This is a genomic window from Sporosarcina sp. P20a (genome assembly GCF_002743175.1).
Classification (GTDB): domain Bacteria; phylum Bacillota; class Bacilli; order Bacillales_A; family Planococcaceae; genus Sporosarcina.
The window spans coordinates 46,795-70,332 of record NZ_PDYT01000014.1 but is presented as its reverse complement, the minus strand read 5'-3'; the positions used below and the strand labels follow the sequence as shown (position 1 = coordinate 70,332).

Sequence of the window (23,538 nt, the reverse complement as noted above, 5' to 3'; positions counted from 1 at the left end):
AACAGGTAACGAAGAACTTATAATCTAGTATCCATCGTTAGATGGAGCGCCGAATGCTGGGAAACTAGCACGTTCGGTGTGGAGCAGGGGAAAAGCTGGAGATAGCATCAAATGCTTACCTATTGCCAACTTTAACCGAATAAATTTGTAACGATTACTGTTCTAATTCGTCTAACGGTTTAAGGGAGGGACGCAGGAATGAAGAAAAACTATTTTTTGTTTATGATTGCTTTCTTGGTCGGCACCTTATTATTGGGATGTGGGTCAAAAGAAAAAGCAACCGTTAATTTAGCTGATAACAATAGCAAAGCAACCGAATTTGAATTAATAGCAAACGCTAAAAACTTGCCTTTGAACTTTGATGATATTGCGTTCAAAAGAAAGGAAACACCACTTTTTAGTTATTTAGTGAAAAAAGTTGAAAATCAATCTGAATACGAAGACGTTTGGGAACTGTATGGATTCGAAAATGAAAAACCTAGCGCTGATTTTGGCAATGAGGATGTTGTTTTTGTTGGTCTTCAAGAGTCTGGAAGTTGTCCCTACGAAATAAAAGATATTGAATCCAACTCGGAAAGCAAAACCTTGTTAATATCTTTATTGTCACCAGACGGGAATTGCACAGCCGATGAATCGCCGAGGACATTTGTAATTAAGATGGATAAGAAGACATCCGAAAAATTAGAGAATGTAAGTATTATCGCTAGCGGATTAGAAACGACCATACCGTTTGATTAAATTAAATCAAATTAAAAATCCGCAATTGGGTTTGTTAACTAAATAATCGTTACGTATCAAACGGGCCATTTTGTGAAACGAGGTTAAAAGATGGATTGGAACACTCTGTTTGAAGTTTTAAGAAATATCTTCATGATTCTATTCATTATGTTTTTTGTAATAGACATTTTTTCGAAAAGGTCTTATAAATTTCTATACCATATAGCATTAACATTTGGAGTCGTTTTCTCGGCTTTCATATGGAATTGGGCAATAGGATTCAAAGTGGGGTTTATCGCTCTCTTTTTTATTGTGGCCGTAAAGACAATTTCTGACGTTAGAAAAAGAGAGATAGATACTAAAACAGAAGCGTGAATTTTAGTGGGAACTGTTAAAGCAAACGAAGGGCGCGTTTGCAGCATAGCTGTGTTCCAGAATAGGGCCATTTTGCTGCATAGATGTTTGAATTTACCTTTCTATTTCCGATATATATCTTAAACACATATTTTTATGTGAGGAGGTTTCAAAATGAAGATCAATTCTACATATGTATCGGTTCCTTATAACACTTTGAATCAGCGAACTGTTAAAAATGACTCTTCGGAAAGCGCTCCGAAGTCTGCTATTCAAAGCACGAATGATATGACAACTGAATCTGACCGTCGAATGAAAATACTGGACGAAAAGTATAGTAAAATCAATGAGCAAAACAAACGATTTGAAAATCCACATAACCATATATTTGATAAATATCGAAACAAAGATTCTCCTTATTTCAGAAGTGACCTGACTCAAAAAGAAAGAAATGCTGCTTACAGCATGGAAATGGGCTGGGCAAATAGTGGAACTGGAGGTCAATATAACTTTAATGACTCTGCTTTTCGTAATGAACAGTCATACGATCCGACGCAAGAAAGCGTAGAGCGAAAAGTATTTAATCGACAAAAAGTTAATGGACAATTACATGATTTATTTTCAACAAACGGAATTAATATTCCCCTTAATACAAATTTGCGATTTACAATTGATCCTAACAATTTCAAGCTAACAGTCAATGAATCAAAAGATGAAGCTCTTGCGAATCAACTGGAAAATTTACTAAATACAGATAACAATGCAAGAGAATTATTTTTCCACATAATGAAAAGCAGATCCGACGATTCTACCCTATTCACACCTAAAAGCCTTGAAAAGTTTCGTCTTGTTAATCAAATAAAAACAGTAACAGGGTATAATTTAAAAGACTTGGAGATTGTTGACGGTAAATTTATAACAGAAGACGGTACTGATATTTTTGAGATATACAAAGAACAACTCCTCAAAAATCCGTATACAGCAAAACATGCCAACATTGCAGCTTCACATTACGGTTCTCAATTGCATGAACTCGCAAAAAATGGTTTTGATTCGATTCCAGACTTAATTTTGTCTATTGACTATGAAAATGGTTCTCTACATGACATTGGACAAAAGAAGAATTATGGCACAGGGGATATTAAATAAAGTATTCTGCAATCGGGCCAATTTATGTAACTTATCTAACTATAATCCGTCAACTTTCTAAAGGCGGTGAAACCATAATGAAATCGAATTTCATATATTTAATATTGACAGTATTTTCGGTAATGTTACTTTCATTAGGATGTAGTAATGATTCAAAAGAAATTCAGTCGAAAAAAATTGACCAAGTCAATTTCGAATTGATAGCAAGTGAAAAAAGTTTACCTTCTCACATTCACGAATTTGCTTTTCAAAGAAAGGAAGCACCAGTATATACTTATTGGGTGAAAATGGTTAGTGATGAATCTGACTTTGAAGTTGCTTGGAACATTTATGAAATGGAAGATGATATGCCGGATGTAGACTTTGATAAGAAGAATGTTTACTTCATTGGTGTTCAAGAGTCTGGCAGTTGTCCATACACTGAAAAAAGCATTAAAGTTGATTCTGATAGTAAAACTTTGCAGGTTCTTTTGACAGAATCTGAGGGTGAATGTACTTCAGATGCAACGCCGAGAACTTTTGTCATTCAAGGCGATAAAAATATGGAAAAAGTAGTTATTACTCAGGGCAGCACAGAAACAAGTATACCGATTAAAGAATAAAGATTGATATAAGCGGTTTAATTTATACCGTATTTTTATCTACCGAAATAGGGCGCATTAACCGAACAAGGTTATGCAATAATAGGGCCATTTTGTGAATTAATGTATTTAACAATCGGTATCGTAACTCCAAACAATCGGAGGAAGAGAAATGACGAGCAAGAAAATAACCCGACTGGTGATTATAATTTTAGCAGTATTCACAATAGCACTAATAGTTAGGTCTTTCATGAATAATCCCCATTTTTCAGATGTATCCAATGGATCTGTTGGATCCTTTATTACAGGTGAAATTGATGAGGTGAAATTTACAACCTCAATCAAACCAGCTATATATCAACTGTTTCGAGAGGAATCAGGTATCCGAGTTGAAAGATTTAACAGACTTGGTGGATTCAGAATGGTTATGAAGTGTAAAAGAATAGACGAAGAGTGGATTGGAGAAGATAACTTCGGTACAATCAAATTAAAAGAATGTGGCCCTGGAAAAAAAGATATTAATATTGATCGCGTATATTGAGTCTTCGAACAAAATAAATTTATATGTAGGGAGATGACTGCTTTATAATACACATTAATATCAGCAGAAATTTTTCTTCAAGTTCTATTTGTATCAATACTCTCTCAAGCAATAGGGCGCAATTCTGAAATTAGAATTTTCACCCATTAAGCAATCGGGCCAGATGATTGTTATACAAGTGTCTTGTAACTAAACTATAAAATTGACGTCTAATGCGATAGGAGGGATGATAATGAAGAAATTACTATCTTTACTCATCGCATTGATTTTCATCATGGCAGGTTGTGGAGAAGAACAATCAAAAAACGAAAAAGAAAATGTAAGTGGTAAACCAAAAAACACGCATGAGTCAAAGCAGGTAGATGATTTCAAGGTTTCAATCGATGTTGAAGATGATCTTAATGTGTTTGCCGCGATTACTTATGTCGGTGAAGCGGATGAAATAGATATATATCATGGTGGAAGTATTTTTTTCTTCAATATTTTCCAACAAGACGGTAATTTTGAATATGAAAGTGCTATGACCCAGCCATTATTAACAACAGCACTCGTTCGAGACGAGCCTCATAGTGTAAAATTTGAAGGTTTAGAAAGGCTTAATTTAAAGCCAGGCACGTATGAATTTGAAGCGATTGCTGATATTTCCTTGGATTCAGATGATGTAGTCGGAACTCAAATTAAAATACCGGTTTCGAAAATCAAGGTAATTGAATAATCTATTTCCTCAATTATCGGGGGCGTTTGCGTGATAAGGACAATGCACCAAACGGTACAAATGGATTAGTAAAAAAATGATTTGTAATGACAATTGAATCTATATAGAAACGAATTACGTAAATAAGGTGGGGGAGGGAAATATTATGTCATATAAAAATGTGCAATTATTCAAAGTTTCATTTATTGGTTTTATGTTGCTTCTTACTGGGGGATTACTCGCTGCTTGTTCAAATGCTGATGCAAGTGATCCTAATCTAGGTATTGTCGAAAAAGTCCTAAAGCTTCAGTTCAACAGTCCTGACGAAAAGATGATGGAATTGCTTCTTAATCCTGATTACACAAAGGTCGTGGATGGTAAGGAAGTCAATGAGGAGTTCGATAAGTACATTACGGAAGTATATGGAGACTATTTTACAGAAGACTATCTAGTTCCATTTTTTTCAGTGTCAGGGCTAGTTTATCCGACTATGGCTGAGTTCTCTGGTTATGAATTAAATTTGGAAGACACAGTCGTTGAACAACCTGAAAAAGACTCCAACAGATATACATTCACTGCAACTGTCCGTTATTCAAAAAATGGTGAGAAAGACAAGACAGCCAATGTATCGGGAGTCGTTCTATTTTCTACTAAGGAAAAAGGAAAGATCGGCAAGTTTGAGTATGGCGAAGACAACGGACTTTCTAAAGAATTATCTTCAGTTGAATAAAACTTCTTCTTTAATCGGGGGCGTTTGTTGGATAGTAGATAATAAAAGGTGAAAACTCATGGCTTTATATATTGAACTTAAAAAAGAATCTGTTTTGAGCAAACGTTGCTCCAAACAGATTTTTTTTATTAACCTAAGCTTCCACCTCATATTTATTTTTAATTTTGTAAATCGTATTTCGTGAAAGGTCTGTTTCCCTAGAAATTTGCGATACTGTTTCACCTTGTTTCAATTTCTCAATGACAGTATCATAAATCAGTTTATCTTTTCCGGTTGCTTGTGGGCTGTATTTGATTGGTCTGCCTTTATAACGTCCTTCTCTCTTAGCAATCTCAATCCCTTGTCTCTGTCGCTCTAGTAGGTTTATACGCTCTTGTTCTGCCATGTAGCCTAAAATATCTTTGGTAATGCCTAGCATGACTTTAGAAAGTCCTTCTGTATTATTGCGAGTGTCCAGGATCGGCATATTAAGAACGACTATATCAATCCCTCTATCAATGAACTCATTCCACTCTTTGTCGATTTCCTCCTTGTTGCGTCCCAAACGGTCAAATTCAGCAAAGGCAACTATATCTTTTTTCCTCAACATAGCTTTCATTTTTCGATATTCTTCTCGGTCAAAATTAGCCCCAGTACGCTTATCAATAAATATTTCTTCGCAACCAAACTCTTTTAACTTCTCTATTTGCCGATTAACATTTTGTCTTTGGGTACTTACTCGGACATATCCTATTTTCATGATTTCTGTCACTCCTTTAATGAACAACCTAAAATGAACAGTCGCAAAGTCAGCAAAACCAATAAAAAAAGGTTGTTCATTTTAAGTATACTTTAAGTGAACATATAATGTAAGCTGGCAATAGAAAAAGGGGTGTTATGCACTTACTTATTTTTTACCATATTACATTATGATGCATATAAAGGGTGTAATTCAGACATGCTAAGTTAAAAAATTGGAGGAGAACGGTTATGAAAAAGATTTTATTTGGGACCTTTATAATTTTCTTTGTATTAGTAGCCCCATTAGGAATCAAAGCTTTTAATAAAGACCTGAGTTATGAGGGGAATTTAATGCATAATGAAAATAATAAAACTGTTGAAATAGTCGTAGGAAAACTACCAAATGAGAATTTGACTTTATATGCTACCGAAAGAGAAGATTATTTAGAAAATTTTAGACTTGAATCAAATGGAGTTACACAGTATTTCCCAGGCTGGAAAAATGTATCCAACAAGTCTTATTGGCCAAAAATTTTTTATAACGACATTAATCAAGATGGAAAGAAAGAGCTAATTATTGTATTAACAAAAGGGTATGGAACCGGGATTATTGATCAAGATGTTCATGTACTTCATGAGACTAAGACCAATGCAGGTTTGGTTTACAAGGAGATTATTGTAGATAATCCCATGACCGCAATTTTGAAAAACGTGAAAACACAATTAAATAAATCTGAAGCCACTATTAATATAGCCAATGAAAAAATAAGTATTAAAGTTAGTGATTTGGGTATTGACCCTAAAAACTTATTTTCAAACATTGTCACAGGAAACTTAGTTAGCTTTGATGTTTTGAATAATGAACTGGTTGCTATTATAGGTGCACAAATTTCCCCAGTTGGAGGGTATATAGGTAGCTTTCACGTTACATATCTATTCAAAGATGGAATGTATCAAGTTAAAAATGTAATATTCGTTAAAGAAAAAATTTAAAAATTTAAAAGCACCCTACCCAAATCGGTAAGGTGCTCTTATGATGATTAATATGGCGAAACGCGGAAAAATGTATGTTTACCTAGAACTACTTTTTCAACTACCTTAGAATAAGATTGTCCATTATTAAAGGTATAGCTTTCTGTTGAAGTTGAAATATTTATAGCGCGCGATTTGTATGTTGCGTTTGTGTTAAACCATAAGGTTTTCCCAATTGGATTGGAACCCGGATTATTTGCAATAGATAGGCTGTCTTTCCAGGCCTGTGAACTAGTATCAGGACAACGTGCAAATTGGGTTGTCATACCCTGAAATTCTCCTGGTTTAAGTACTACCGATTTATAACTACCACCACCAAATACGGGGAGATTCTTGCTCACTCTATTACTTACAACATAATAAACTGCCCGTTTGCCGTTCAAAGATTCACCCATTGCTTCTGAATATATTAGACGTGCTACTACATCAACATTCCCAAGGTCATTAAATTCTGTTAACCCGGTTTTATCAGTTAAACAAGTGCCTGCGGCTGAAGCTGAAGTCGGTGATCCAAAGTTAACTGACATAAAAATTATACAATAGAGAATGCCTATCGATACTATTTTTTTCATGGTCTCTCCTCCTGATTTATCAGATGCTTGTACTATTCGACAAAATTTTCTGGAAATCCTTTTGAAAAAATACCGTTTGTTAGAAACAGTATTTTTGACCTAGTATATTTTTAAAAAACGCATTCTTTTCATTTTATCTTAAAATATGGTTTGATTGTTGTTTTTGAATAATAGCAAACGAAATTCGATAATTCATAAGACAGTCTAATACAATTAAATTATTGAAGTGGATTGAGGCAATGTAGCAAACGAGCGCGATTGCTTTATAAGCGATTGCGACTATATCGCAATCGGGCCAGGATTATTGTTAAGAGGTCCTTATCGTATTCATAGGAGGTACTTATGCGATTACTCCCTACTATTGTCATACTGCTCTGCGTTACTATAATTTTGATTGGCTGTAATGTAAGTCCAGGACAAAATTTAGGTGGTATGTTAAGTGAGAAACAAGTATTAGAACTAAATCCAGATGCAGACATCTTTGAATTTGATGGATCAGTTTATAAAACGGATGTAGATTGGATTGAAGAGGAAGAATTATCGAAAGTTGAACAAATAGGAGAAATATCTGAAGGGATGGCAAATAAATTACCGGTTGGTGCAAAGATATTTTCCTTAAAAGAAAGAAGAGATATTTTGATTGTTGAGTATGATGGGAAAGAAAAAAGGTACTTGCTCCAAGTTGGCGAATAGGGTTGTTCTTCAACTAATGGGTGCGATTGTGGAAGAAGCTTATTCGCACTCGCTCAGTTGATCGGAGTGGAAGCCGGCGACTCCGGGAGGATCAGCGAGAGCCGTAACGAAGAACGGCTTTTGCGAGTGAAGCGTAGCGGAAAGGAGCACATCTTTGCATTGACAGGTGAAACACCCAGCGAGCGAAGCGAAGGGGTGTGGTTCACCGCCCGCCCTCCGGAACGCGTCCGGCTGCAACGCAGATCAACGGCTTCAAACCATTGTCCGACCTATGGGTGCGATTGTGGAAGAAGTTTATCGCAGCAATCGGCATGGTCGGTTTGCTGGCGTTGCTGGTTTCTGCTAATTCGTAAGAGCAAAATGCAAAAAAAGATGCAGAAGGGCGTATAGCCTTCCTGCATCTTTTCATTATTAGACTTCCACTTTACTGCGTACGAGATAATCGAACGCGCTGAGGGAAGCGGTGGCGCCGGAGCCCATGGAGATGATGATCTGCTTGTACGGGCTGTCCGAGCAGTCGCCCGCCGCAAATACGCCGGGTACGTTCGTTGCGCCTTTTTTATCGACCACAATCTCACCGAAGCGGTTGCGTTCGACTGAATCACCGAGCCAGTCCGTGTTCGGCACGAGTCCGATCTGAATGAATATGCCGTTCAGTTCGATATGATGCTCCTCACCGGAATCACGGTCTGTATACGTGACGCCGTTGACTTTATCAGTGCCGGTGATTTCCTTCGTTTGGACGTTCGTCAGCACCTTCGCGTTCGGCAGGCTGTTCAAGCGTTCCTGCAAGACCGCGTCCGCTTTGAGTTCTGGTGCAAACTCGAGCACGGTGACATGATTTACGATACCTGCCAGGTCAATCGCTGCTTCGATACCGGAGTTTCCGCCGCCGACTACTGCCACGTCCTTGCCTTCAAACAAAGGACCGTCGCAGTGCGGGCAGTAGGCAACGCCTTTGTTGCGGAATTCGGCTTCGCCTGGCACGCCAATGTTGCGCCAGCGCGCTCCCGTCGACAAGATCACAGTCTTGCTTTTGAGAACTGCGCCGTTTTCTAGTTCGATTTCAATGAGATCCTTTTTCTCTAGACGTTTCGCCGTCTGCAGGTTCATGATATCGATATCGTATTCTTTCACGTGTTCTTCAAGGCTTGCCGCAAGTTTCGGTCCTTCCGTGCGGTTGACGCTGATGAAGTTCTCAATCGCTGCGGTATCCAAGATCTGGCCGCCGAAACGATCAGCGACGATGCCTGTGCGGATCCCTTTGCGGGCAGCGTAGATCGCTGCGCTTGCGCCGGCAGGCCCGCCGCCGACAACGAGCACATCGAATGGGTCTTTGTCTTCGAAGTCGGATGCATCCAGTCCGCTTCCCATTTCCACAAGGATTTCCTCGATTGTTTTGCGGCCGCTCGTGAATGGTTCGCCGTTTAAGTATACGGTCGGAACCGCCATGATGTTTTTGCTTTCCACTTCATCCTTAAAGGCTGCTCCGTCGATCATCGTATGTGTGATATTCGGATTCAGTACGCTCATGATGTTCAGCGCCTGTACGACTTCCGGACAGTTCTGACAGCTCAGGCTGATATAGGATTCAAAGTGATGCGTTCCTTCTATGTTCTTCACTTGCTCGATCACCTGATCATCGACTTTAGGCGCTCTGCCGCTCACATGGAGCAAAGCTAGGACGAGTGAGGTGAATTCGTGACCAAGCGGAATACCGGCAAATACAATGCCGGTATCTTCGCCAGGGCGGTTGATGCTGAAACTTGGAGTTCTTTCCAATTCTGCTTTTTCTACTTTGATGAGAGAAGACATGGAAGCCAGTTCATCCACTAGCTCCTGCATGTCCTGTGCTACTTTGCCAGAGCCCGCGCTAATCTTTAGCTGGACTTCCTTTTCCATCATCTCGAGATATTGGGCTAACTGCGCTTTAATATTCGCATCTAACATATAAACCGTCTCCTTAAATTTTACCTACAAGATCCAGGCTTGGCTTCAGTGTTTCGCTGCCTTCCTGCCATTTAGCCGGACATACTTCGCCCGGATTGTTGCGGACATATTGTGCTGCTTTGATTTTATTGACCAAAACGCTTGCGTCACGGCCGATTCCGTCTGCGTTGATTTCTGCTGCCTGCACGACGCCGTCCGGATCGATGATAAATGTACCGCGCTGTGCAAGACCCGCTTCTTCGTCTAGCACGTCGAAAATACGAGAGATTTTCTGTGAAGGGTCACCGACCATGATGTAGCGCAAGCTGCTGATAGCATCTGAGTGGTCGTGCCACGCTTTGTGTGTGAAGTGTGTGTCCGTTGAAACGGAGTATACTTCTGTATCGAGGCCTTTCAATGTTTCGTATTGGTTCTGAAGGTCTTCGAGTTCAGTAGGGCAGACAAATGTGAAGTCAGCCGGGTAGAAGCAGACTACGCTCCATTTGCCCTTAAAGTTTTCCTGGGTTACTTCGATGAATTCCCCGTTACCACTGTTGTACGCGTTTGCTGTAAACTCTTCGATTTGCTTTCCGATCATTGACATGAATGATTCCTCCTAAAGTGTTTTAGATGACTGATACAGTCACATGTTCAAGTTATAGAATATAATAATTCTAATTACACAATCATTATTATATAAACCTGAAGAGTTGTCAACCATATTGATTCTGTCTAGTAAAATGTCATTATATATTATCCGGGGAGATGATAGTATACGACCCGAATTCTCCTTTATTCTCAATTAAATTGAATGATTACCAGTTGGCTCGAAAGCAGTGGAAGGGATTAAACTGAGCAATCTATGGATAAACCAAATCGGACAAGTTAAGTTATGGTTGAAGAACTAATCTGTACAACTGCGGGGCGTGTTAATGTAAGAGACTTTGTGTGGAATCCAGACAAGACCGTTGTGGATTTACGTTACATTTTACTGTAACGTAGTGATTTAATTGAATGACTAAATGCTTTCTAGGGTTCCGCAGCAAATTGTTAGACTGGTCCTAGAGAAAACTCATAGATTTTTCTATGTCACGGAAGGATAAGGCTCTGGAATATACTGTTAAACAGTGTTCTCCTAAGCTTTATAATTTACAAATGATTGAGAAGGGTCATTACATGAATCGAAATTGAATTTAAGGTTTTATAGCGGCTTTTTTGGGGTGATTGGATTAACAAATGCTCATGATTTTAGGACATGGGCTGGAACAATGGTCTTGATCATAGCGAGCAACTATTTAATGATTACGTCGACACATGTGCTTCCGGCTGTAGCGCAGATCAACGGGTTTCAACCACTATTCCGTTACTAATACTATCTGGCGTATAGGTTCTTCACCTATGCATTCAGAGAAACAGTCTGTTAAGTTAAAAGTTATCAGAAAGGAGTATACGCAATGGATGTATGGTTTGTAATTAAAGAGCGTTACATGCTTCTTTCTATTTTTTTAATCATTCTATTAGTCAACATGTTTTTACTTATAGCTATTTGGAAAAACCGTTCTGATATGCCCAAAAGCTTAATCCTGATCATAACGATAATCTGTTCAATCATCATTGCCTTATCCATATTTGCGTTCGTGTTTGCAGTTTCGTTTGGATATAATTCTTAAAAACACCTCAATGACCTCTATGTTCAGTATAATTACACTACAACGTAAAAAACCGGTTAGAGAATAGTCTCTAACCGGTTATACTTCGTTAAAATACTTTATCACCATTAAAAATCGAGTTCTTCACAATAACATAATCTACATTGCGTATGGAACTCAGTGTCTTGCCGCCCGAATAGGAGATAGCAGACTGAAGATCTTGTTCCATTTCAATCAACGTATCTTTCAACGGACCTTTATATTCCACGAACATTTTCTTGCCCTCTACATTCTTCTTTTCACCTTTTTGGAATTCAGAAGCTGAACCGAAGTATTCTTTATACAACAGACCATCTTGTTCCACAGTCTGTCCAGGAGATTCTTCGTGACCGGCAAATAAAGAGCCTACCATGACCATACTTGCACCGAAGCGCACAGATTTTGCGATGTCGCCATGTGTACGGATTCCGCCGTCCGCAATGATTGGTTTGGAAGCAGCTTTCGCGCATAAGCGAACAGCCGCAAGTTGCCAACCACCTGTTCCAAATCCTGTTTTGATCTTCGTAATACAGACTTTACCTGGCCCAATCCCGACTTTTGTCGCATCGGCACCAGCGTTTTCAAGTTCACGGACAGCTTCAGGTGTGCCTACATTACCAGCAATGACAAAGCTCATCGGTAAATGCTTTTTGATGTGTTGGATCATGCGGATCACTTGATTGGAGTGACCGTGTGCAATGTCGATTGTGATGAATTCAGGAACGTGTGCGTCAATCGCAAGTTGCTCAACGAATCCATACTCTTCTTCTTTTACCCCAACACTTATTGAAGCTATTAAACCGCGGGCGTGCATATCTTTAATAAAATCTACACGCGTTTCAGGTTTGAATCGATGCATAATATAGAAATAGCCTTCTTCTGCTAATTGAATCGCAATCTGTTCATCAATAATCGTCTGCATATTGGCAGGAACGACGGGTAAACGGAACGTATGACCACCTAACATAACGGATGTATCACATTCAGAGCGGCTTTCTACCACACATTTTGCTGGAACTAGCTGAATATCTTCATAGTCAAATACGGTTTCCATTACAATCACCTCTATAAACGAATGTTTTCATATAAAATCATTGGATTGTTCGTCCTTTTGTAATTTACATGATTTTTTATTCGTTGTCAACGCTTTCAAAGTAGTTTTCTTTTGAAATGGGACATAGTCAGCCATACGACTAAAATGGTTGTAAGCAAAGTGATAGTGTAAGGAAACCATAAGTCTGAAGGTGTTAGTTCACCGGTTAATAGCTGTGTCGTAGCTGTTAGTAATTCAAGAGGATTCCAATTGGCAGAATTAGGAAATATAGCTGCAATAAATAATGCAATCACGACTAATAAAGTGAAAAGTGTTCCGCCATAGGGGGTAGCGAATAAGGTGTTTCCCCATAAGGTAATCGCCAGTAAGAGTATACCGAATACATACAGGCAACTAGCTGCAAATAGTAAATGTTGCAGTTGGCTTTGATCCCAATAATAAGCAGTGTAAGCATAGGTGATGGTGAATGATAGCGTGATAGCTAGTGTCCAATAGCAAAGAGCCATAAAGAATTTTGCTGTAATTACGGTACTGCGACGTAATCCTTTCGTTAGCAAAATTACAAGCGTACCTTTTTCCAGTTCCTTCGACATCAGCGTACTGAATAATAGAATAAACACGATCAATCCCATTTGTGGAACGTTTTTATAGAACTGTAGCCAAGAATCAAGTGCGGTAGGTTCAGGTAGATTGACAAATGTACCTTCAGGCATGAAGTTCTCTAATACCACCGGAGTGATTTTTGCTGTAAATGGATTTAGTATCCCGAGAATCGAGAAAATGACTAGGACAAGCATTAACTTATACGTCTTGACACTTTCAAACCATTCTTTCTTTAAAAAACCAAGCCACTGATTCATCCGAGCACCTCCAATACGAGTTGCTCAAGCAAACGGGTTTTGGGCTGCATCGATTGTATAGGAATCTTCTGGGTAGTGAGTTCTTGCATGAATGCCAATTGAGTACTTTCATCAGGTAAGTTTACAACTAATTTCTCGCTGTCAATCTTCACTTTAAATCGGGTGTTTTTCAATCGTTCATATACTTCTGTTACAGGTATCGTAAATGTGAAAGTGAATTGACCTGTAATTTGTTGTTTTAAATTCGCCAGTTCATCCTGAAATATAATGGTCCCTTCATGCAACATCGCGACGTGATCACAGATTTGTTCAGCGTCCGAAACGATATGTGTGGAGAAGAAAACAGTTGTTTCCTCTTTCGCCTTGTGTAAAATGGAAAGAATTTGCGCACGTCCAGCCGGATCCAAAGCAGAAGTAGGTTCATCACAAATCAACAATTTAGGGCGGTTTAGTAGTGCTTGTGCGATTCCAAGTCGCTGTTTCATTCCTCTCGAATACGTGCTAACAAGTGAAGTCGTGTCGGCTAATCCGACCAAATCCAATAGTTCATGGATCCGTCCTTGTTGTTCTGTTTTCGTCATATTCGTAATGACTGCACATAACTCCAAATACTGCGTTGCATTATAGAAGGGATAAAATTCAGGAACGTCCGGCAAATATCCAACATATTGATTGGACTGGGTCTCGCCAAAGGTTACCGGTTCACCTGCAATAGTAATGGAACCTGCATTGAGTGGTAATAAACCTAGCATGCATTTCATCAGTGTCGTTTTGCCGGAACCATTTGCACCGACAAATCCGAAAACGGTATGCTCAGGAATAGTGAGATGTATATCTTTCAGTACTTCATGATCTCCGAAACGCTTCGTGACACCATTAATTTGTACGACCATCGTGATCACCTCTTCCAAAAACGAAATAGATTAATGGTCCGATAAATTGCATTAATAACACAATCAACAGCCACATCACTTGATTACCAAAGCGGTAATGGGGATGGCGAATGACATGTATAGCGGAGTAAATGGCCAATCCCAGTTGCAAAATAATAAGAGGAATTAAAAACGGTAGATACTCCATAAGTAAAGCTATGTCGTTATTCATGAGCTTCCCTCCAATCCAAAGCGTAATCGTTGTCGTAACTCCTGCATCTCGTCGTCTTGTTTAAATGTCTCAAAGAATGGCGCATCCATTGACTCTAGGATGGATTGCTTAATGATTTCATTATTGCGCAGTGCATTTGCGCCTAAATCCAATTGTTTTAGCCAACCTTCCAGCAAGTCGAAGTATTCATCACCGCGTAGTGAAAGAGGAAATAGATGATGAACACATACATCCACAAACTTCTCTAAGTATGCATATAGTAACGACCGGTTAGATGAAAGGGCTGCACATTGCGCTGCGCTAAAATAAAATTGTAAGCACACATTTGGATGAAGTGCCCGCATTGAATATAACTCAATTAAACCTTCAATTCGGTGGATTGTTTCATCAAATACTTGTTTATTGGAAGCGGAAAGTCGTAAATAGAGTGGGCTACTGCCGACAAGTTGAATAACATTTTGATACATCATGACTTGGATGACGCGCATCGCTTCTTCTTGATCACCAAGTTGTTCGTGAGCGGTGGCCAGCAAAATCTCGTCTCCGATACTCGGTTTAATTACTCCGTCTAATAATTCCAATGTAGTTTCAGGATTTGATTGCATAAGCGAAATTGTTGCCAGTAAGGAGTTTGCTTGACGCAAAATCCATACATCTTCACTTACTTGTCGAATGCGCTCCAACAAATGATTGGTTTTCTGTAAAATAGAGGGACTATCACTGCTCAACATATGATGATTGATCAGCAATATACTCATCTGTAGTAGGAATGCAGGATCGTGGTAGTACAATTTCACTTGTTCTTCTACATCAATAAAAACCGATTCAAAAGATTCTTTACCAAAACGGGATGCGAATTCATAGTAGTAGTGTTGGATGGCTTCTTTAGAAAGCTGTCTTTCATAGCCAAGCAGTTCATCGACGGTTAATTCGAAATATGAGGCGATTTTCGGCAACAGTGTGATATCAGGGTAGCTTAATCCTTTTTCCCATTTCGACACCGAGGCTTTCGATACTTGGCAATATGAAGCCAGTGTATCTTGAGTAATTTGAAGTCGCTTTCGTTGTTGTAGAATCACAGTTCCTATTTGCAACATATCCTCACACCTTTCTCATATATTCAGTGTAAGGTTAAATGATTGTTGATTCAATCAACTGTTAGGCGATTATTTAGAAGGGGAGTCAACTAACAAGATATTATGTATTAGTACATAAAAAAGCCGGTCTATGAAAGACCGGTTTCACGTCATACGCTTACTGATTCGAAAGCTTCTAAAATATTCTTTTTTGGTTTCGCTTGATATTGCAGAACTTTGTCAGTGGAATCGTATGAATCTCCATAGAAATCTTGGTCTTTGTAGGTATGAATTTCTTCGTAGGTTGTTTTCATCGCGTTGAATACATCTTGTTCATCCGCTTGTGATGACTGCGGGGGTGCCCAGTATAGAATTTCGAGGATAGTCTGTTCGCCAGTAGCTAATGAACGACGGTTATAGCCGATTTTCTGTGCGTGCGTAAATTTTTCACGTGCATAGAACTTCAGTCGTTTCTCAGTATCTGGTTCGGATTCGTCTACTGGTTCAACTTCCAGTAAGATCGTTTTTTTCTTGGTTTTCAACGAATCCAGCAGTTTTTTTCCTAACCCTTCACCACGTGCGGCTGAAGATACGAAAAGATAGTCTACAAAAACGAAGTCCTCCGTTTCCACGTACATCAATACGTGCTTTGGCCCTTCTTCCTTATAGTAGACATTGCCTTTGTCATTCAGTAATGTCTCCATATGTTCCTGTGACTTCATCTCTTCAATTGGAAAATACTCTTTCAATTTGTTGTACCAATGCATTTGTTAAATTCTCCTCCATAGGTAATGAATGTACCTGGAGCTTTTTGTTTGGTGATCAAACAATGTGAGGAAAAAAGAGGTCAGAAAAAAATCCTCACACTTAGTATACACTTATTTTAGTAATAAATAAACCTATTTTATAAAATAAATTTTACTTTTTCATTATAATATATAAAAAACCGATACCTAGTGAATAGTTGGTATCGGTTATTTATGTTTTACCTACGGCCTTTACTGCCTGAATACGCCTCTTTTTTCTTCTTTTCATTCATTACGGTTTTTGCGACAGGATATAACACCATTCCCCATTTTATTAATTTTTTTATAACTCTTATCATATATGCTTCTTCCTCTCGATTTTGGAGTTGTTATAAGTTACTTCCCCTTTTAACGTGCGTATTAAACTTTTATTCAAGAGGTTTAGGAACTGGAGTGGGTTGTTCTATTTCTGTGAACAGATTAGAACTCTCGTTGATTGGCGTAGTTTTAGGTGTGAATGGAATATCAAGTTCTAGTTTTTTGCTCATTTGTTCTAACGTCAGCTGGAGTCTAGCAATGTCCTCCTTTGTTGCATATTGCTTGCGATCAATCAAGACATAACCGAGCTGTCCACTCATTTCGATAGTCGCCCATTTCACATCATCAATTCTTTCAATCCCACTTTGCCGCAAATGCATTTCCAATTCATCCACGGTTAAGCGTAGTTTTTTCATTGTAGATATTTTAAGGATGCCATTTTCAATCACCACTTTAGATCTTCCACGTAAAATACCTTCAAAGAAATTCCACTTCAACGCGAATAGTTCAAATGTAAAAAGTGTCAGTACTAAAATAAATGAAAGGAATAGGGTTTGCCATAGACTTTTGCTTGCTACAGGCTGAATCAATAATGTGCCGACCGCAATCATCAAAACGGTTTGGCCAACTGTCATTTGTGAAATGGACTTGCGGCCAGAAATATGTAACAGAATAATGCCTGCCACAATAATGAGTACCGCTTTCCAAATTGAATCGAATTCCATTATGCTCACGTCTTTTCATGCATTTAACTTTAATATGAGATAAATACTATATAATATGCATGAAAATTATGAATCCTTATTTAATACATTTCCGTATATGAATAAAGGAGTGATCAACATGAAGCAAGATATTCAGATGCGACAAAATAGTCTACAGGAAAAACGAGTGAATCAGCGACGTTTGATGAAACGTTTAGAGCAGACGAGCGAAAAACTAATCACTATGAAACAAAAACGTGATCAACTTCACCGCCAGTTGACGAAAGAACAGCAGGATGTTGTGAAGCTTGGCAAGTTTTCATTTGCGAACAAAATCAGTGAATGGACAGGTAGATGGGATGAAAAGGTGAAAAAGGAGATGGAAGAAGCCGCAGAAGTCGAATTGCAATATAATGAAGCAGAAAAGAACGTACTAGATCTAACTATAGAAGTAGAAGATTTGCGTAATGAACTGGAGAAACCGGACTATATGCATATTGCTGAGGATTGGGAATACTTCTTGAAGGAAAAAGAGTCATGGATTCGTTTGAATGATTCTGTTGCCAATCAAACGCTCCAGAAGATTTCGGACGATCGTGTGCGTGTCTATTCTATGTTGCGTGAAATAGGTGAAGCGTTTGAAGCGGGGGAAAAGGCGGACTACGCGTTGGCAGGTGCAATGAAGAAATTGGATTCAGCCGAAGGGATATCGATGTGGGATACATTTTTAGGAGGAGGCATTTTTGTCTCCGCATTAAAGTATTCCGAAATCAATAGTTCGGATGATCATGTTCATCAAGCGCAACGGGCATTACGTCATTATGAGACGGAATTGATGGATGTGCAAGATGCTGCGACAGATTCTTTCCAAGTAAATAAAAATGATATCTTTACATTCACAGATGTGTTTTTCGATAATATATTCTCTGACTGGATGGTCCATACACGAATTACAGACGGTAAAAAGAAGCTACACGCAGTCATGCAAGACGTCCGTCGTATACAGGACCGACTTGCAAGAAAACGTGCAGCTTTAGAAGAAGAAATCCGGCGACTTGATCAGCAGCAAGATGATATTATCATGTCGTAACGTTAATTAAATGCGTGTCAGCGTCTTCCCTAAATAGCCAAAAAGCACAGTCAAAATCGGGCTCAATAAGCAGAAGAACGCAAAGGGTAAATAAGCAATCGTTGGTACATCAAGCACAGTGGTGATGAAAATCCCTGCGACACTCCATGGAACAAGAGGATTAATGACGGTCCCGGCATCTTCCATTACACGGCTCAAGTTTTTATTTGCCAGTCCAACCTTTTCGTAGCTAGATTGGAAGGCCTGGCCGGTTAATAAGATAGATAAATACTGTTCACCGATCAAAACGTTAATGCCGATTGCAGTAAGTGCAGACGTCAAAATAACTGACGACACTTTACGTAACGCGCTTTCGATTTTAGCAAGTAAGCACTGCACAATACCTAAAGTAAACAGCATACCGCCCATACTAAGTGCGAGCAACACAAGCGAGATTGTGAACATCATGCCTTCCATTCCGTCACTGCGAGACAGTAATTCATCCACGACTGCAACGCCTGTGGATCCTTCATAACCACTAAATAGAATACTTAATACTTCGGATGCTCCATAAAATGTATGGATGTAGGCAACGATAATAGCAGACAATGCACTGACAGCCAGCGTCAAAATTGCTGGTACTTTGACGAATGTTAAAATGATCAGCACGGCTACAGGGATCAACGTATACCAATGTATTAAGTTGGTACCAATTAGTGCATCACTGTATTTCTCGATTGTCGTAAAATCACTTGATGTTACATTAGGCGATAACACACCAAATAAGATGAGTGAGATGAAGAACGCGGGAAATGTTGTCCATCCCATATTGCGTATATGTTCAAATAAGTCTACACCGACAATCGAAGAGGCTAAGTTGGTTGTATCAGACAACGGTGACATCTTATCCCCAAAAAATGCGCCCGAGACAATCGCGCCTGCCGCAATAGGCAAAGAAAGCTCCAAAATATGCGCCATACTAATGAACGCTACACCTATCGTAGCGACAGTTGTCAATGAACTACCGACAGATAAGCCGATAATGGCTGTGACAATGAACACGATGGCATAGAAAAACGTTGGCGTAATGATTTGCAGTCCAGCATAGATCAGGGTTGGAATCGTTCCACCCATCATCCAGCTGCTCACGAGAACTCCGATGAAGAAGAACAAGAACACCGCGCTCATACCAGAACTTGCACCTTCCACTAAACCGCGTTCCAACTCTTTGTAAGAAATTTTCTTCCATAATCCGTAGCCAAATAATAAAAGAATAGCAAATAAAATAGGTACATGTGGTACAGAATCGAATACTATAATGCTAGCACTGATCATTGCCACGATTAGTACAGTCAGTATGACCGACGCTTTTACGGTTGGCGAGTGAATCGCCTTAATTGGAAACATGCTCATGACCTCCTGTAAATGTAGAAAAACTCCTGTCATCCCCTTAAAGGACGAAGGAGTACTCCGCTCTGTCTCTTTGCTGTTGCGAATAAAATATGGAAGATATTGATTCATTATATAATAGATTGCTCTTTACTTATATAAATAGTTATCGTTTTGAATTTTATCACGTCAGAAAGATAAGTCAATAGAGGAGTAGACAGATTATTTCCACGCCGAAAAGTGTAAAGCGATAGAAAGTATTACAAGTATTCGGCTGTTCTTAGAAGTGATCTACTTCTGATGACAGTTTTTTTAGTGTATAAAGCTCGCGTTCTGATACAAATGTATCGTTTCAGGGATAGCAAGTAAGTGCGTACTGAGGTATTGAAAGTCGACTAGTTGGCGATTAGTGCGATAGTAGAGACAACCAAAGGGAGCGAGAGAGAATACTAAAAAAGGATTTTGCCAACAAAAGCGAAGCGTTAAGAGAATATGTAGCGTCAAATTGGCTCACTGTGTCAGACTAGAACGCAGTGTAACGGCAACCTGTCGTTTTACTTGCACATTCTTTTTCCGACATATTTCGCGTACATAGTTATTTGTAAATTATTTAGGGTATTATTAAAATATAACTATATATAGAGAGGAATGAATATTTGTGACAACAACACAAGAAGCTGCTCCTCAGCCAGAGAAGCAGAAACGTAATCTGAATGGATTGTGGATACTCTTGGCATTCGTTGCACTCATAACCATCGTTTTACTTCCTAACCCCGCAGATCTACCTGTCATGGGACAAAGAGCACTAGCCATCCTAGCATTCGCGGTAATTTTATGGGTGACTGAAGCCGTACCGTATCCTGTCAGCGCAGCCATGATCCTTGGATTAGCTGCAGTACTTCTCGGCCTCGCGCCAAATATGGAAAACCCTGAGGAACTGCTTGGAACGAAAAACGCCTTAAGAATGGCATTGGCCGGATTCTCGAGTCCTGCTGTAGCATTAGTGGCAGCGGCATTGTTCCTCGCAACCGCCATGCAGACGACGAATCTACATAAGCGATTGGCACTTTTCATACTGTCGAAAGTTGGCGTTAAGACGGGTGCTATTATCTTTGGTTCCATCGTCGTATCGATTGTCTTGGCGTTTTTCGTACCAAGTGCAACCGCACGTGCCGGAGCGGTCGTACCGATTTTGCTTGGTATGGTAGCTGCATTCGGATTGCCGACAAACAGTCGACTAGGAGCATTGCTCGTCATCACGGCTGTTCAATCTGTTTCGATCTGGAACGTTGGTATTAAGACCGGTGCTGCACAGAATATGGTCGCACTTGGCTTTATCGAGAAAGAGTTTGGTGTATCCGTCGCATGGAGTTCTTGGTTCTTGTATGCAGCTCCCTGGTCTATTCTCATGTCGATCGCTTTATTCTTCATCATGAAATTAGTTATTAAACCGGAAACACAAGTAGTAGAAGGCGGTAAGGAATTGATTCAGGGTCAATTAAAAGAACTAGGCAAAATCAAAGCTTCCGAACTACGCTTGATAGTCGTCGCAGTCGCTTTACTTTTCTTATGGGCAACAGAAGAAAAATTACACCCATTTGATACAACGACTGTCACCATTGTCGCTATTGCGATTTTACTGACACCGAAGATTGGTGTATTCGATTGGAAAACTGTTCAGCAAATGATTCCGTGGGGGACAATCGTCGTCTTCGCGGTAGGTATCTCAATGGGTACACTATTACTAGATACAACAGGTGCGCAGTGGCTGTCTGATAAAGTGTTTGGCGCAATGGGCTTGGATACTATGCCATTGCTCGCAACTATTGCTTTACTGTCACTGTTTAATATTTTGATTCACCTCGGGTTTGCCAGTGCGACGAGTTTGTCATCTGCACTGATCCCGATATTTATTGCATTGGCCACAACGATTTCACTTGATGTTAATGAAGTCGGATTTGTCTTGATTCAGCAGTTCGTCATCAGTTTCGGATTCTTGTTGCCTGTTAGTGCTCCACAGAACATGTTGGCATATGGAACCGGTGCTTTCTCGGTGAAGGACTTCCTGAAGACAGGTGTTCCGCTAACGATTATTGGTTACTTGCTAATCTTGCTACTCAGTGCGACTTACTGGCAGTGGATTGGACTTCTATAAGACTAGACATAATGAAAGCAGAGGCCGCTATCGTCTCTGCTTTTTTACTGTAAAGAAAGGACCGCCACAAGAAGTGTAGAATTGTGGCGGTCCTTTTATTTAGTATGTTTATGAACGAGTAGCTTCTGGAACAGGCAGATCGGTATCTGGTTCTACAGTCGCCGCATCCATTACTTCTGAGTCGATGGATTTTCCTAAAATGTAATACTCCGTTTCATCTTGTGTCAGGCTGTTGTACCGCTTGCGAATAGCCAGGTAGAAGATCACACCGACGATTGTCCAAGCCAGTAATAGTAAGTAAGAAGGCGTTGTAAGTGCTGCTGGAGAATTTGGCACAAGTAGTAATGCCAAGAACGATCCGCTTGCCACCATGCCTAGTAATGCCAAAAACTTTTTCAAAGGTGCAATTTCGCGACCTATTTCTTCTTTACCCCAAGCCAGTACTTTAAATGCTGCGAGACAAGTGAAGAAGTAGGCTACAGATACGCCGGTTGAAGACATATCAACAATCCATGTCAATGCTTGGCGACCGAACCATGGTGTCGGCAAAGTAATTAATGCTACGAACCAGATTCCCCATTTAGGTGTTTGGTTTGCCGTCATCTCACGGAAGAAGTTCGGTAATGCCCGTGCGCGCGCCATAGAGAATAATAAACGACTCGAGGACATGAAGAATCCATTCAAACCAGTGAAGATTCCCATGATAATCGCTACTGCCATCACAGCTAATCCACCAACTCCTAATGCGGATCGGACCACATCACCAGTTACCCATAAATCACCGCTTCCAATATTAGCCGATGCAGGATATGTCCAGCTAGTTAAACCGATCATGATGGCATAGATGATGAAAGAAGTGAATAGGGAAGCAACAATTAGCATAGTTGCTTTACGGGGAGAGAAGTTGAATTCTTCCGCGGCTTGTGGGACATTATCGAATCCGACGTATGCCCATGGTGCAATGGCCAATACTACAAGTATAGAAGTAATAATCGACTGATTCCCTTTAAACAATGGTTGCAAATTGGCAAGCGGTTGCTCAGCTCCAGCGAATGTGAAGATACCAAGTACGATGACACCGGCAACAAGCAAGACGCTGAAATAAAATTGAATTTGACCTGAAATACTTGTACCGGTCGTGTTAATAAACGCAAATGCTAAAATCAGTAAACTGGCGACAATAATTTCTGGTATGTACACGTCCCAACCTGCGACGTTATATAGAAATCCTTGTTTCATAAATCCGGGTGCTAAAAACTTCAATAATAAAGTGAGTGCAGAAGCATTCAATGCAACGATTGATATATATCCAAGTGACAAAAACCAACCGCAAATGAACGCCCATATTTTGCCTGCTGCTATAAAAGCATATGTAAATCCGCCTCCGGAAACTGGAAACTTCTTGATCATGACACCGTAACTGGAGGCGATGATCATCATCACGAGTGCACCGATTCCTAACCCGATGACTGCGCCTAATGGTCCTGAAGATTGAATCCAATCACCTGGTAAGATGAACGCTCCCCAACCAACAGATGAGCCGAGTGCGATAGCAAACACCCATGATGGTTTTAATGTTTTATTTAATTTCCTTCGTGCATTTTCAGATCCTTGATCCATGCGATCCAACCCCTAAGTTAGTAGTATAGCGATTGTATGCCCC

25 protein-coding genes are annotated in these 23,538 nt (G+C 39.7%); 12 read left to right on the top strand and 13 right to left on the bottom strand.

The window, feature by feature from the left end; genetic code table 11:
* The first annotated feature begins 198 nt into the window (after positions 1 to 198).
* The 6 genes from CSV72_RS11715 to CSV72_RS11685 all read left to right on the top strand — a co-directional run bounded on the left by CSV72_RS11715 (position 199) and on the right by CSV72_RS11685 (position 4,766).
* On the top strand, positions 199 to 738 hold the full coding sequence (locus CSV72_RS11715) for a hypothetical protein (RefSeq protein ID WP_099678499.1): 540 nt from the start codon (positions 199 to 201) through the stop codon (positions 736 to 738).
* 507 nt (positions 739 to 1,245) lie between these two features.
* Entirely contained in the window at positions 1,246 to 2,220 is a 975-nt protein-coding gene (locus tag CSV72_RS11705) for a DUF4885 family protein (RefSeq protein WP_099678497.1), read from the top strand.
* 122 nt (positions 2,221 to 2,342) lie between these two features.
* Positions 2,343 to 2,822: a hypothetical protein gene (locus tag CSV72_RS11700; RefSeq protein WP_158232206.1), complete on the top strand. Its 480-nt coding sequence runs from the start codon at positions 2,343 to 2,345 to the stop codon at positions 2,820 to 2,822.
* A 151-nt stretch (positions 2,823 to 2,973) separates the two neighbouring features.
* A complete protein-coding gene (locus CSV72_RS11695) occupies positions 2,974 to 3,342 on the top strand; it encodes a hypothetical protein (protein ID WP_099678495.1) in 369 nt (122 codons plus the stop codon).
* Between the two features lie 232 nt (positions 3,343 to 3,574).
* On the top strand, positions 3,575 to 4,057 hold the full coding sequence (locus CSV72_RS11690) for a hypothetical protein (protein ID WP_099678494.1): 483 nt from the start codon (positions 3,575 to 3,577) through the stop codon (positions 4,055 to 4,057).
* A 145-nt stretch (positions 4,058 to 4,202) separates the two neighbouring features.
* Positions 4,203 to 4,766: a hypothetical protein gene (locus tag CSV72_RS11685; protein ID WP_099678493.1), complete on the top strand. Its 564-nt coding sequence runs from the start codon at positions 4,203 to 4,205 to the stop codon at positions 4,764 to 4,766.
* A gap of 133 nt (positions 4,767 to 4,899) precedes the next feature.
* Here the strand turns inward: CSV72_RS11685 and CSV72_RS11680 are convergent, their stop codons facing one another.
* A complete protein-coding gene (locus tag CSV72_RS11680) occupies positions 4,900 to 5,505 on the bottom strand; it encodes a recombinase family protein (RefSeq protein ID WP_099678492.1) in 606 nt (201 codons plus the stop codon).
* A gap of 230 nt (positions 5,506 to 5,735) precedes the next feature.
* Between CSV72_RS11680 and CSV72_RS11675 the strand changes: the two genes are divergently transcribed.
* Entirely contained in the window at positions 5,736 to 6,479 is a 744-nt protein-coding gene (locus CSV72_RS11675; protein ID WP_099678491.1) for a hypothetical protein, read from the top strand.
* 47 nt (positions 6,480 to 6,526) lie between these two features.
* Here the strand turns inward: CSV72_RS11675 and CSV72_RS11670 are convergent, their stop codons facing one another.
* A complete protein-coding gene (locus CSV72_RS11670; protein WP_099678490.1) occupies positions 6,527 to 7,090 on the bottom strand; it encodes a cell wall hydrolase in 564 nt (187 codons plus the stop codon).
* Between the two features lie 342 nt (positions 7,091 to 7,432).
* Between CSV72_RS11670 and CSV72_RS11665 the strand changes: the two genes are divergently transcribed.
* Entirely contained in the window at positions 7,433 to 7,783 is a 351-nt protein-coding gene (locus CSV72_RS11665) for a hypothetical protein (RefSeq protein WP_099678489.1), read from the top strand.
* Between the two features lie 411 nt (positions 7,784 to 8,194).
* Here the strand turns inward: CSV72_RS11665 and ahpF are convergent, their stop codons facing one another.
* Positions 8,195 to 9,733 (bottom strand): alkyl hydroperoxide reductase subunit F, encoded by a 1,539-nt coding sequence (gene ahpF / locus CSV72_RS11660; protein WP_099678488.1) that lies wholly within the window; start codon positions 9,731 to 9,733, stop codon positions 8,195 to 8,197.
* Between the two features lie 13 nt (positions 9,734 to 9,746).
* The gene (gene ahpC, locus CSV72_RS11655; protein WP_083034758.1) at positions 9,747 to 10,316 is read right to left on the bottom strand and encodes an alkyl hydroperoxide reductase subunit C; all 570 of its coding nucleotides are present in this window, start codon (positions 10,314 to 10,316) and stop codon (positions 9,747 to 9,749) included.
* Positions 10,317 to 10,932: 616 nt separating this feature from the next.
* On the opposite strand from ahpC, the gene CSV72_RS16760 reads away from it, so the two are divergent.
* Positions 10,933 to 11,082 (top strand): hypothetical protein, encoded by a 150-nt coding sequence (locus CSV72_RS16760; RefSeq protein WP_158232205.1) that lies wholly within the window; start codon positions 10,933 to 10,935, stop codon positions 11,080 to 11,082.
* A gap of 84 nt (positions 11,083 to 11,166) precedes the next feature.
* The gene (locus tag CSV72_RS11650; RefSeq protein ID WP_099678487.1) at positions 11,167 to 11,382 is read left to right on the top strand and encodes a hypothetical protein; all 216 of its coding nucleotides are present in this window, start codon (positions 11,167 to 11,169) and stop codon (positions 11,380 to 11,382) included.
* A gap of 88 nt (positions 11,383 to 11,470) precedes the next feature.
* Here CSV72_RS11650 and guaC read toward each other — a convergent pair whose 3' ends face one another.
* The 7 genes from guaC to CSV72_RS11615 form a co-directional block, all read right to left on the bottom strand.
* The gene (gene guaC / locus CSV72_RS11645; protein ID WP_099678486.1) at positions 11,471 to 12,454 is read right to left on the bottom strand and encodes a GMP reductase; all 984 of its coding nucleotides are present in this window, start codon (positions 12,452 to 12,454) and stop codon (positions 11,471 to 11,473) included.
* Positions 12,455 to 12,549: 95 nt separating this feature from the next.
* A complete protein-coding gene (locus CSV72_RS11640) occupies positions 12,550 to 13,314 on the bottom strand; it encodes an ABC transporter permease (RefSeq protein ID WP_099678485.1) in 765 nt (254 codons plus the stop codon).
* On the bottom strand, positions 13,311 to 14,207 hold the full coding sequence (locus tag CSV72_RS11635) for an ABC transporter ATP-binding protein (protein ID WP_099678484.1): 897 nt from the start codon (positions 14,205 to 14,207) through the stop codon (positions 13,311 to 13,313). The genes CSV72_RS11640 and CSV72_RS11635 overlap by 4 nt, the downstream gene beginning before the upstream one ends.
* Positions 14,191 to 14,418, bottom strand: coding sequence for a PLDc N-terminal domain-containing protein (locus CSV72_RS11630; RefSeq protein ID WP_099678483.1), 228 nt, complete (start codon positions 14,416 to 14,418; stop codon positions 14,191 to 14,193). The genes CSV72_RS11635 and CSV72_RS11630 overlap by 17 nt, the downstream gene beginning before the upstream one ends.
* Positions 14,415 to 15,515: a helix-turn-helix domain-containing protein gene (locus CSV72_RS11625; RefSeq protein WP_099678482.1), complete on the bottom strand. Its 1,101-nt coding sequence runs from the start codon at positions 15,513 to 15,515 to the stop codon at positions 14,415 to 14,417. Before CSV72_RS11625 ends, CSV72_RS11630 begins: the two co-directional genes overlap by 4 nt.
* A gap of 149 nt (positions 15,516 to 15,664) precedes the next feature.
* Positions 15,665 to 16,261: an N-acetyltransferase gene (locus CSV72_RS11620; protein WP_099678481.1), complete on the bottom strand. Its 597-nt coding sequence runs from the start codon at positions 16,259 to 16,261 to the stop codon at positions 15,665 to 15,667.
* Positions 16,262 to 16,668: 407 nt separating this feature from the next.
* Positions 16,669 to 17,283, bottom strand: coding sequence for a DUF421 domain-containing protein (locus CSV72_RS11615; RefSeq protein ID WP_099678480.1), 615 nt, complete (start codon positions 17,281 to 17,283; stop codon positions 16,669 to 16,671).
* Positions 17,284 to 17,401: 118 nt separating this feature from the next.
* On the opposite strand from CSV72_RS11615, the gene CSV72_RS11610 reads away from it, so the two are divergent.
* Entirely contained in the window at positions 17,402 to 18,352 is a 951-nt protein-coding gene (locus CSV72_RS11610) for a hypothetical protein (protein WP_099678479.1), read from the top strand.
* 6 nt (positions 18,353 to 18,358) lie between these two features.
* Here the strand turns inward: CSV72_RS11610 and nhaC are convergent, their stop codons facing one another.
* Positions 18,359 to 19,738 (bottom strand): Na+/H+ antiporter NhaC, encoded by a 1,380-nt coding sequence (nhaC, locus tag CSV72_RS11605; RefSeq protein WP_099634953.1) that lies wholly within the window; start codon positions 19,736 to 19,738, stop codon positions 18,359 to 18,361.
* Between the two features lie 691 nt (positions 19,739 to 20,429).
* Between nhaC and CSV72_RS11600 the strand changes: the two genes are divergently transcribed.
* Positions 20,430 to 21,875 (top strand): DASS family sodium-coupled anion symporter, encoded by a 1,446-nt coding sequence (locus CSV72_RS11600; protein WP_099678503.1) that lies wholly within the window; start codon positions 20,430 to 20,432, stop codon positions 21,873 to 21,875.
* A 108-nt stretch (positions 21,876 to 21,983) separates the two neighbouring features.
* Here the strand turns inward: CSV72_RS11600 and CSV72_RS11595 are convergent, their stop codons facing one another.
* Positions 21,984 to 23,495 carry an APC family permease gene (locus tag CSV72_RS11595; protein WP_099678478.1) on the bottom strand — a complete coding sequence of 504 codons (1,512 nt, stop codon included), beginning with the start codon at positions 23,493 to 23,495 and terminating at the stop codon, positions 21,984 to 21,986.
* Positions 23,496 to 23,538 lie beyond the last annotated feature (43 nt).

Excerpts from the sequence above, each read along its gene's own strand:
- CSV72_RS11715 (WP_099678499.1), top strand. The coding sequence starts at position 199 with ATGAAGAAAAACTATTTTTTGTTTATGATTGCTTTCTTGGTCGGCACC.
- CSV72_RS11705 (WP_099678497.1), top strand. The coding sequence starts at position 1,246 with ATGAAGATCAATTCTACATATGTATCGGTTCCTTATAACACTTTGAAT.
- CSV72_RS11700 (WP_158232206.1), top strand. The coding sequence starts at position 2,343 with ATGTTACTTTCATTAGGATGTAGTAATGATTCAAAAGAAATTCAGTCG.
- CSV72_RS11695 (WP_099678495.1), top strand. The coding sequence starts at position 2,974 with ATGACGAGCAAGAAAATAACCCGACTGGTGATTATAATTTTAGCAGTA.
- CSV72_RS11690 (WP_099678494.1), top strand. The coding sequence starts at position 3,575 with ATGAAGAAATTACTATCTTTACTCATCGCATTGATTTTCATCATGGCA.
- CSV72_RS11685 (WP_099678493.1), top strand. The coding sequence starts at position 4,203 with ATGTCATATAAAAATGTGCAATTATTCAAAGTTTCATTTATTGGTTTT.
- CSV72_RS11680 (WP_099678492.1), bottom strand. The coding sequence starts at position 5,505 with ATGAAAATAGGATATGTCCGAGTAAGTACCCAAAGACAAAATGTTAAT.
- CSV72_RS11675 (WP_099678491.1), top strand. The coding sequence starts at position 5,736 with ATGAAAAAGATTTTATTTGGGACCTTTATAATTTTCTTTGTATTAGTA.
- CSV72_RS11670 (WP_099678490.1), bottom strand. The coding sequence starts at position 7,090 with ATGAAAAAAATAGTATCGATAGGCATTCTCTATTGTATAATTTTTATG.
- CSV72_RS11665 (WP_099678489.1), top strand. The coding sequence starts at position 7,433 with ATGCGATTACTCCCTACTATTGTCATACTGCTCTGCGTTACTATAATT.
- ahpF (WP_099678488.1), bottom strand. The coding sequence starts at position 9,733 with ATGTTAGATGCGAATATTAAAGCGCAGTTAGCCCAATATCTCGAGATG.
- ahpC (WP_083034758.1), bottom strand. The coding sequence starts at position 10,316 with ATGTCAATGATCGGAAAGCAAATCGAAGAGTTTACAGCAAACGCGTAC.
- CSV72_RS11650 (WP_099678487.1), top strand. The coding sequence starts at position 11,167 with ATGGATGTATGGTTTGTAATTAAAGAGCGTTACATGCTTCTTTCTATT.
- guaC (WP_099678486.1), bottom strand. The coding sequence starts at position 12,454 with ATGGAAACCGTATTTGACTATGAAGATATTCAGCTAGTTCCAGCAAAA.
- CSV72_RS11640 (WP_099678485.1), bottom strand. The coding sequence starts at position 13,314 with ATGAATCAGTGGCTTGGTTTTTTAAAGAAAGAATGGTTTGAAAGTGTC.
- CSV72_RS11635 (WP_099678484.1), bottom strand. The coding sequence starts at position 14,207 with ATGGTCGTACAAATTAATGGTGTCACGAAGCGTTTCGGAGATCATGAA.
- CSV72_RS11630 (WP_099678483.1), bottom strand. The coding sequence starts at position 14,418 with ATGAATAACGACATAGCTTTACTTATGGAGTATCTACCGTTTTTAATT.
- CSV72_RS11625 (WP_099678482.1), bottom strand. The coding sequence starts at position 15,515 with ATGTTGCAAATAGGAACTGTGATTCTACAACAACGAAAGCGACTTCAA.
- CSV72_RS11620 (WP_099678481.1), bottom strand. The coding sequence starts at position 16,261 with ATGCATTGGTACAACAAATTGAAAGAGTATTTTCCAATTGAAGAGATG.
- CSV72_RS11615 (WP_099678480.1), bottom strand. The coding sequence starts at position 17,283 with ATGGAATTCGATTCAATTTGGAAAGCGGTACTCATTATTGTGGCAGGC.
- CSV72_RS11610 (WP_099678479.1), top strand. The coding sequence starts at position 17,402 with ATGAAGCAAGATATTCAGATGCGACAAAATAGTCTACAGGAAAAACGA.
- nhaC (WP_099634953.1), bottom strand. The coding sequence starts at position 19,738 with ATGTTTCCAATTAAGGCGATTCACTCGCCAACCGTAAAAGCGTCGGTC.
- CSV72_RS11595 (WP_099678478.1), bottom strand. The coding sequence starts at position 23,495 with ATGGATCAAGGATCTGAAAATGCACGAAGGAAATTAAATAAAACATTA.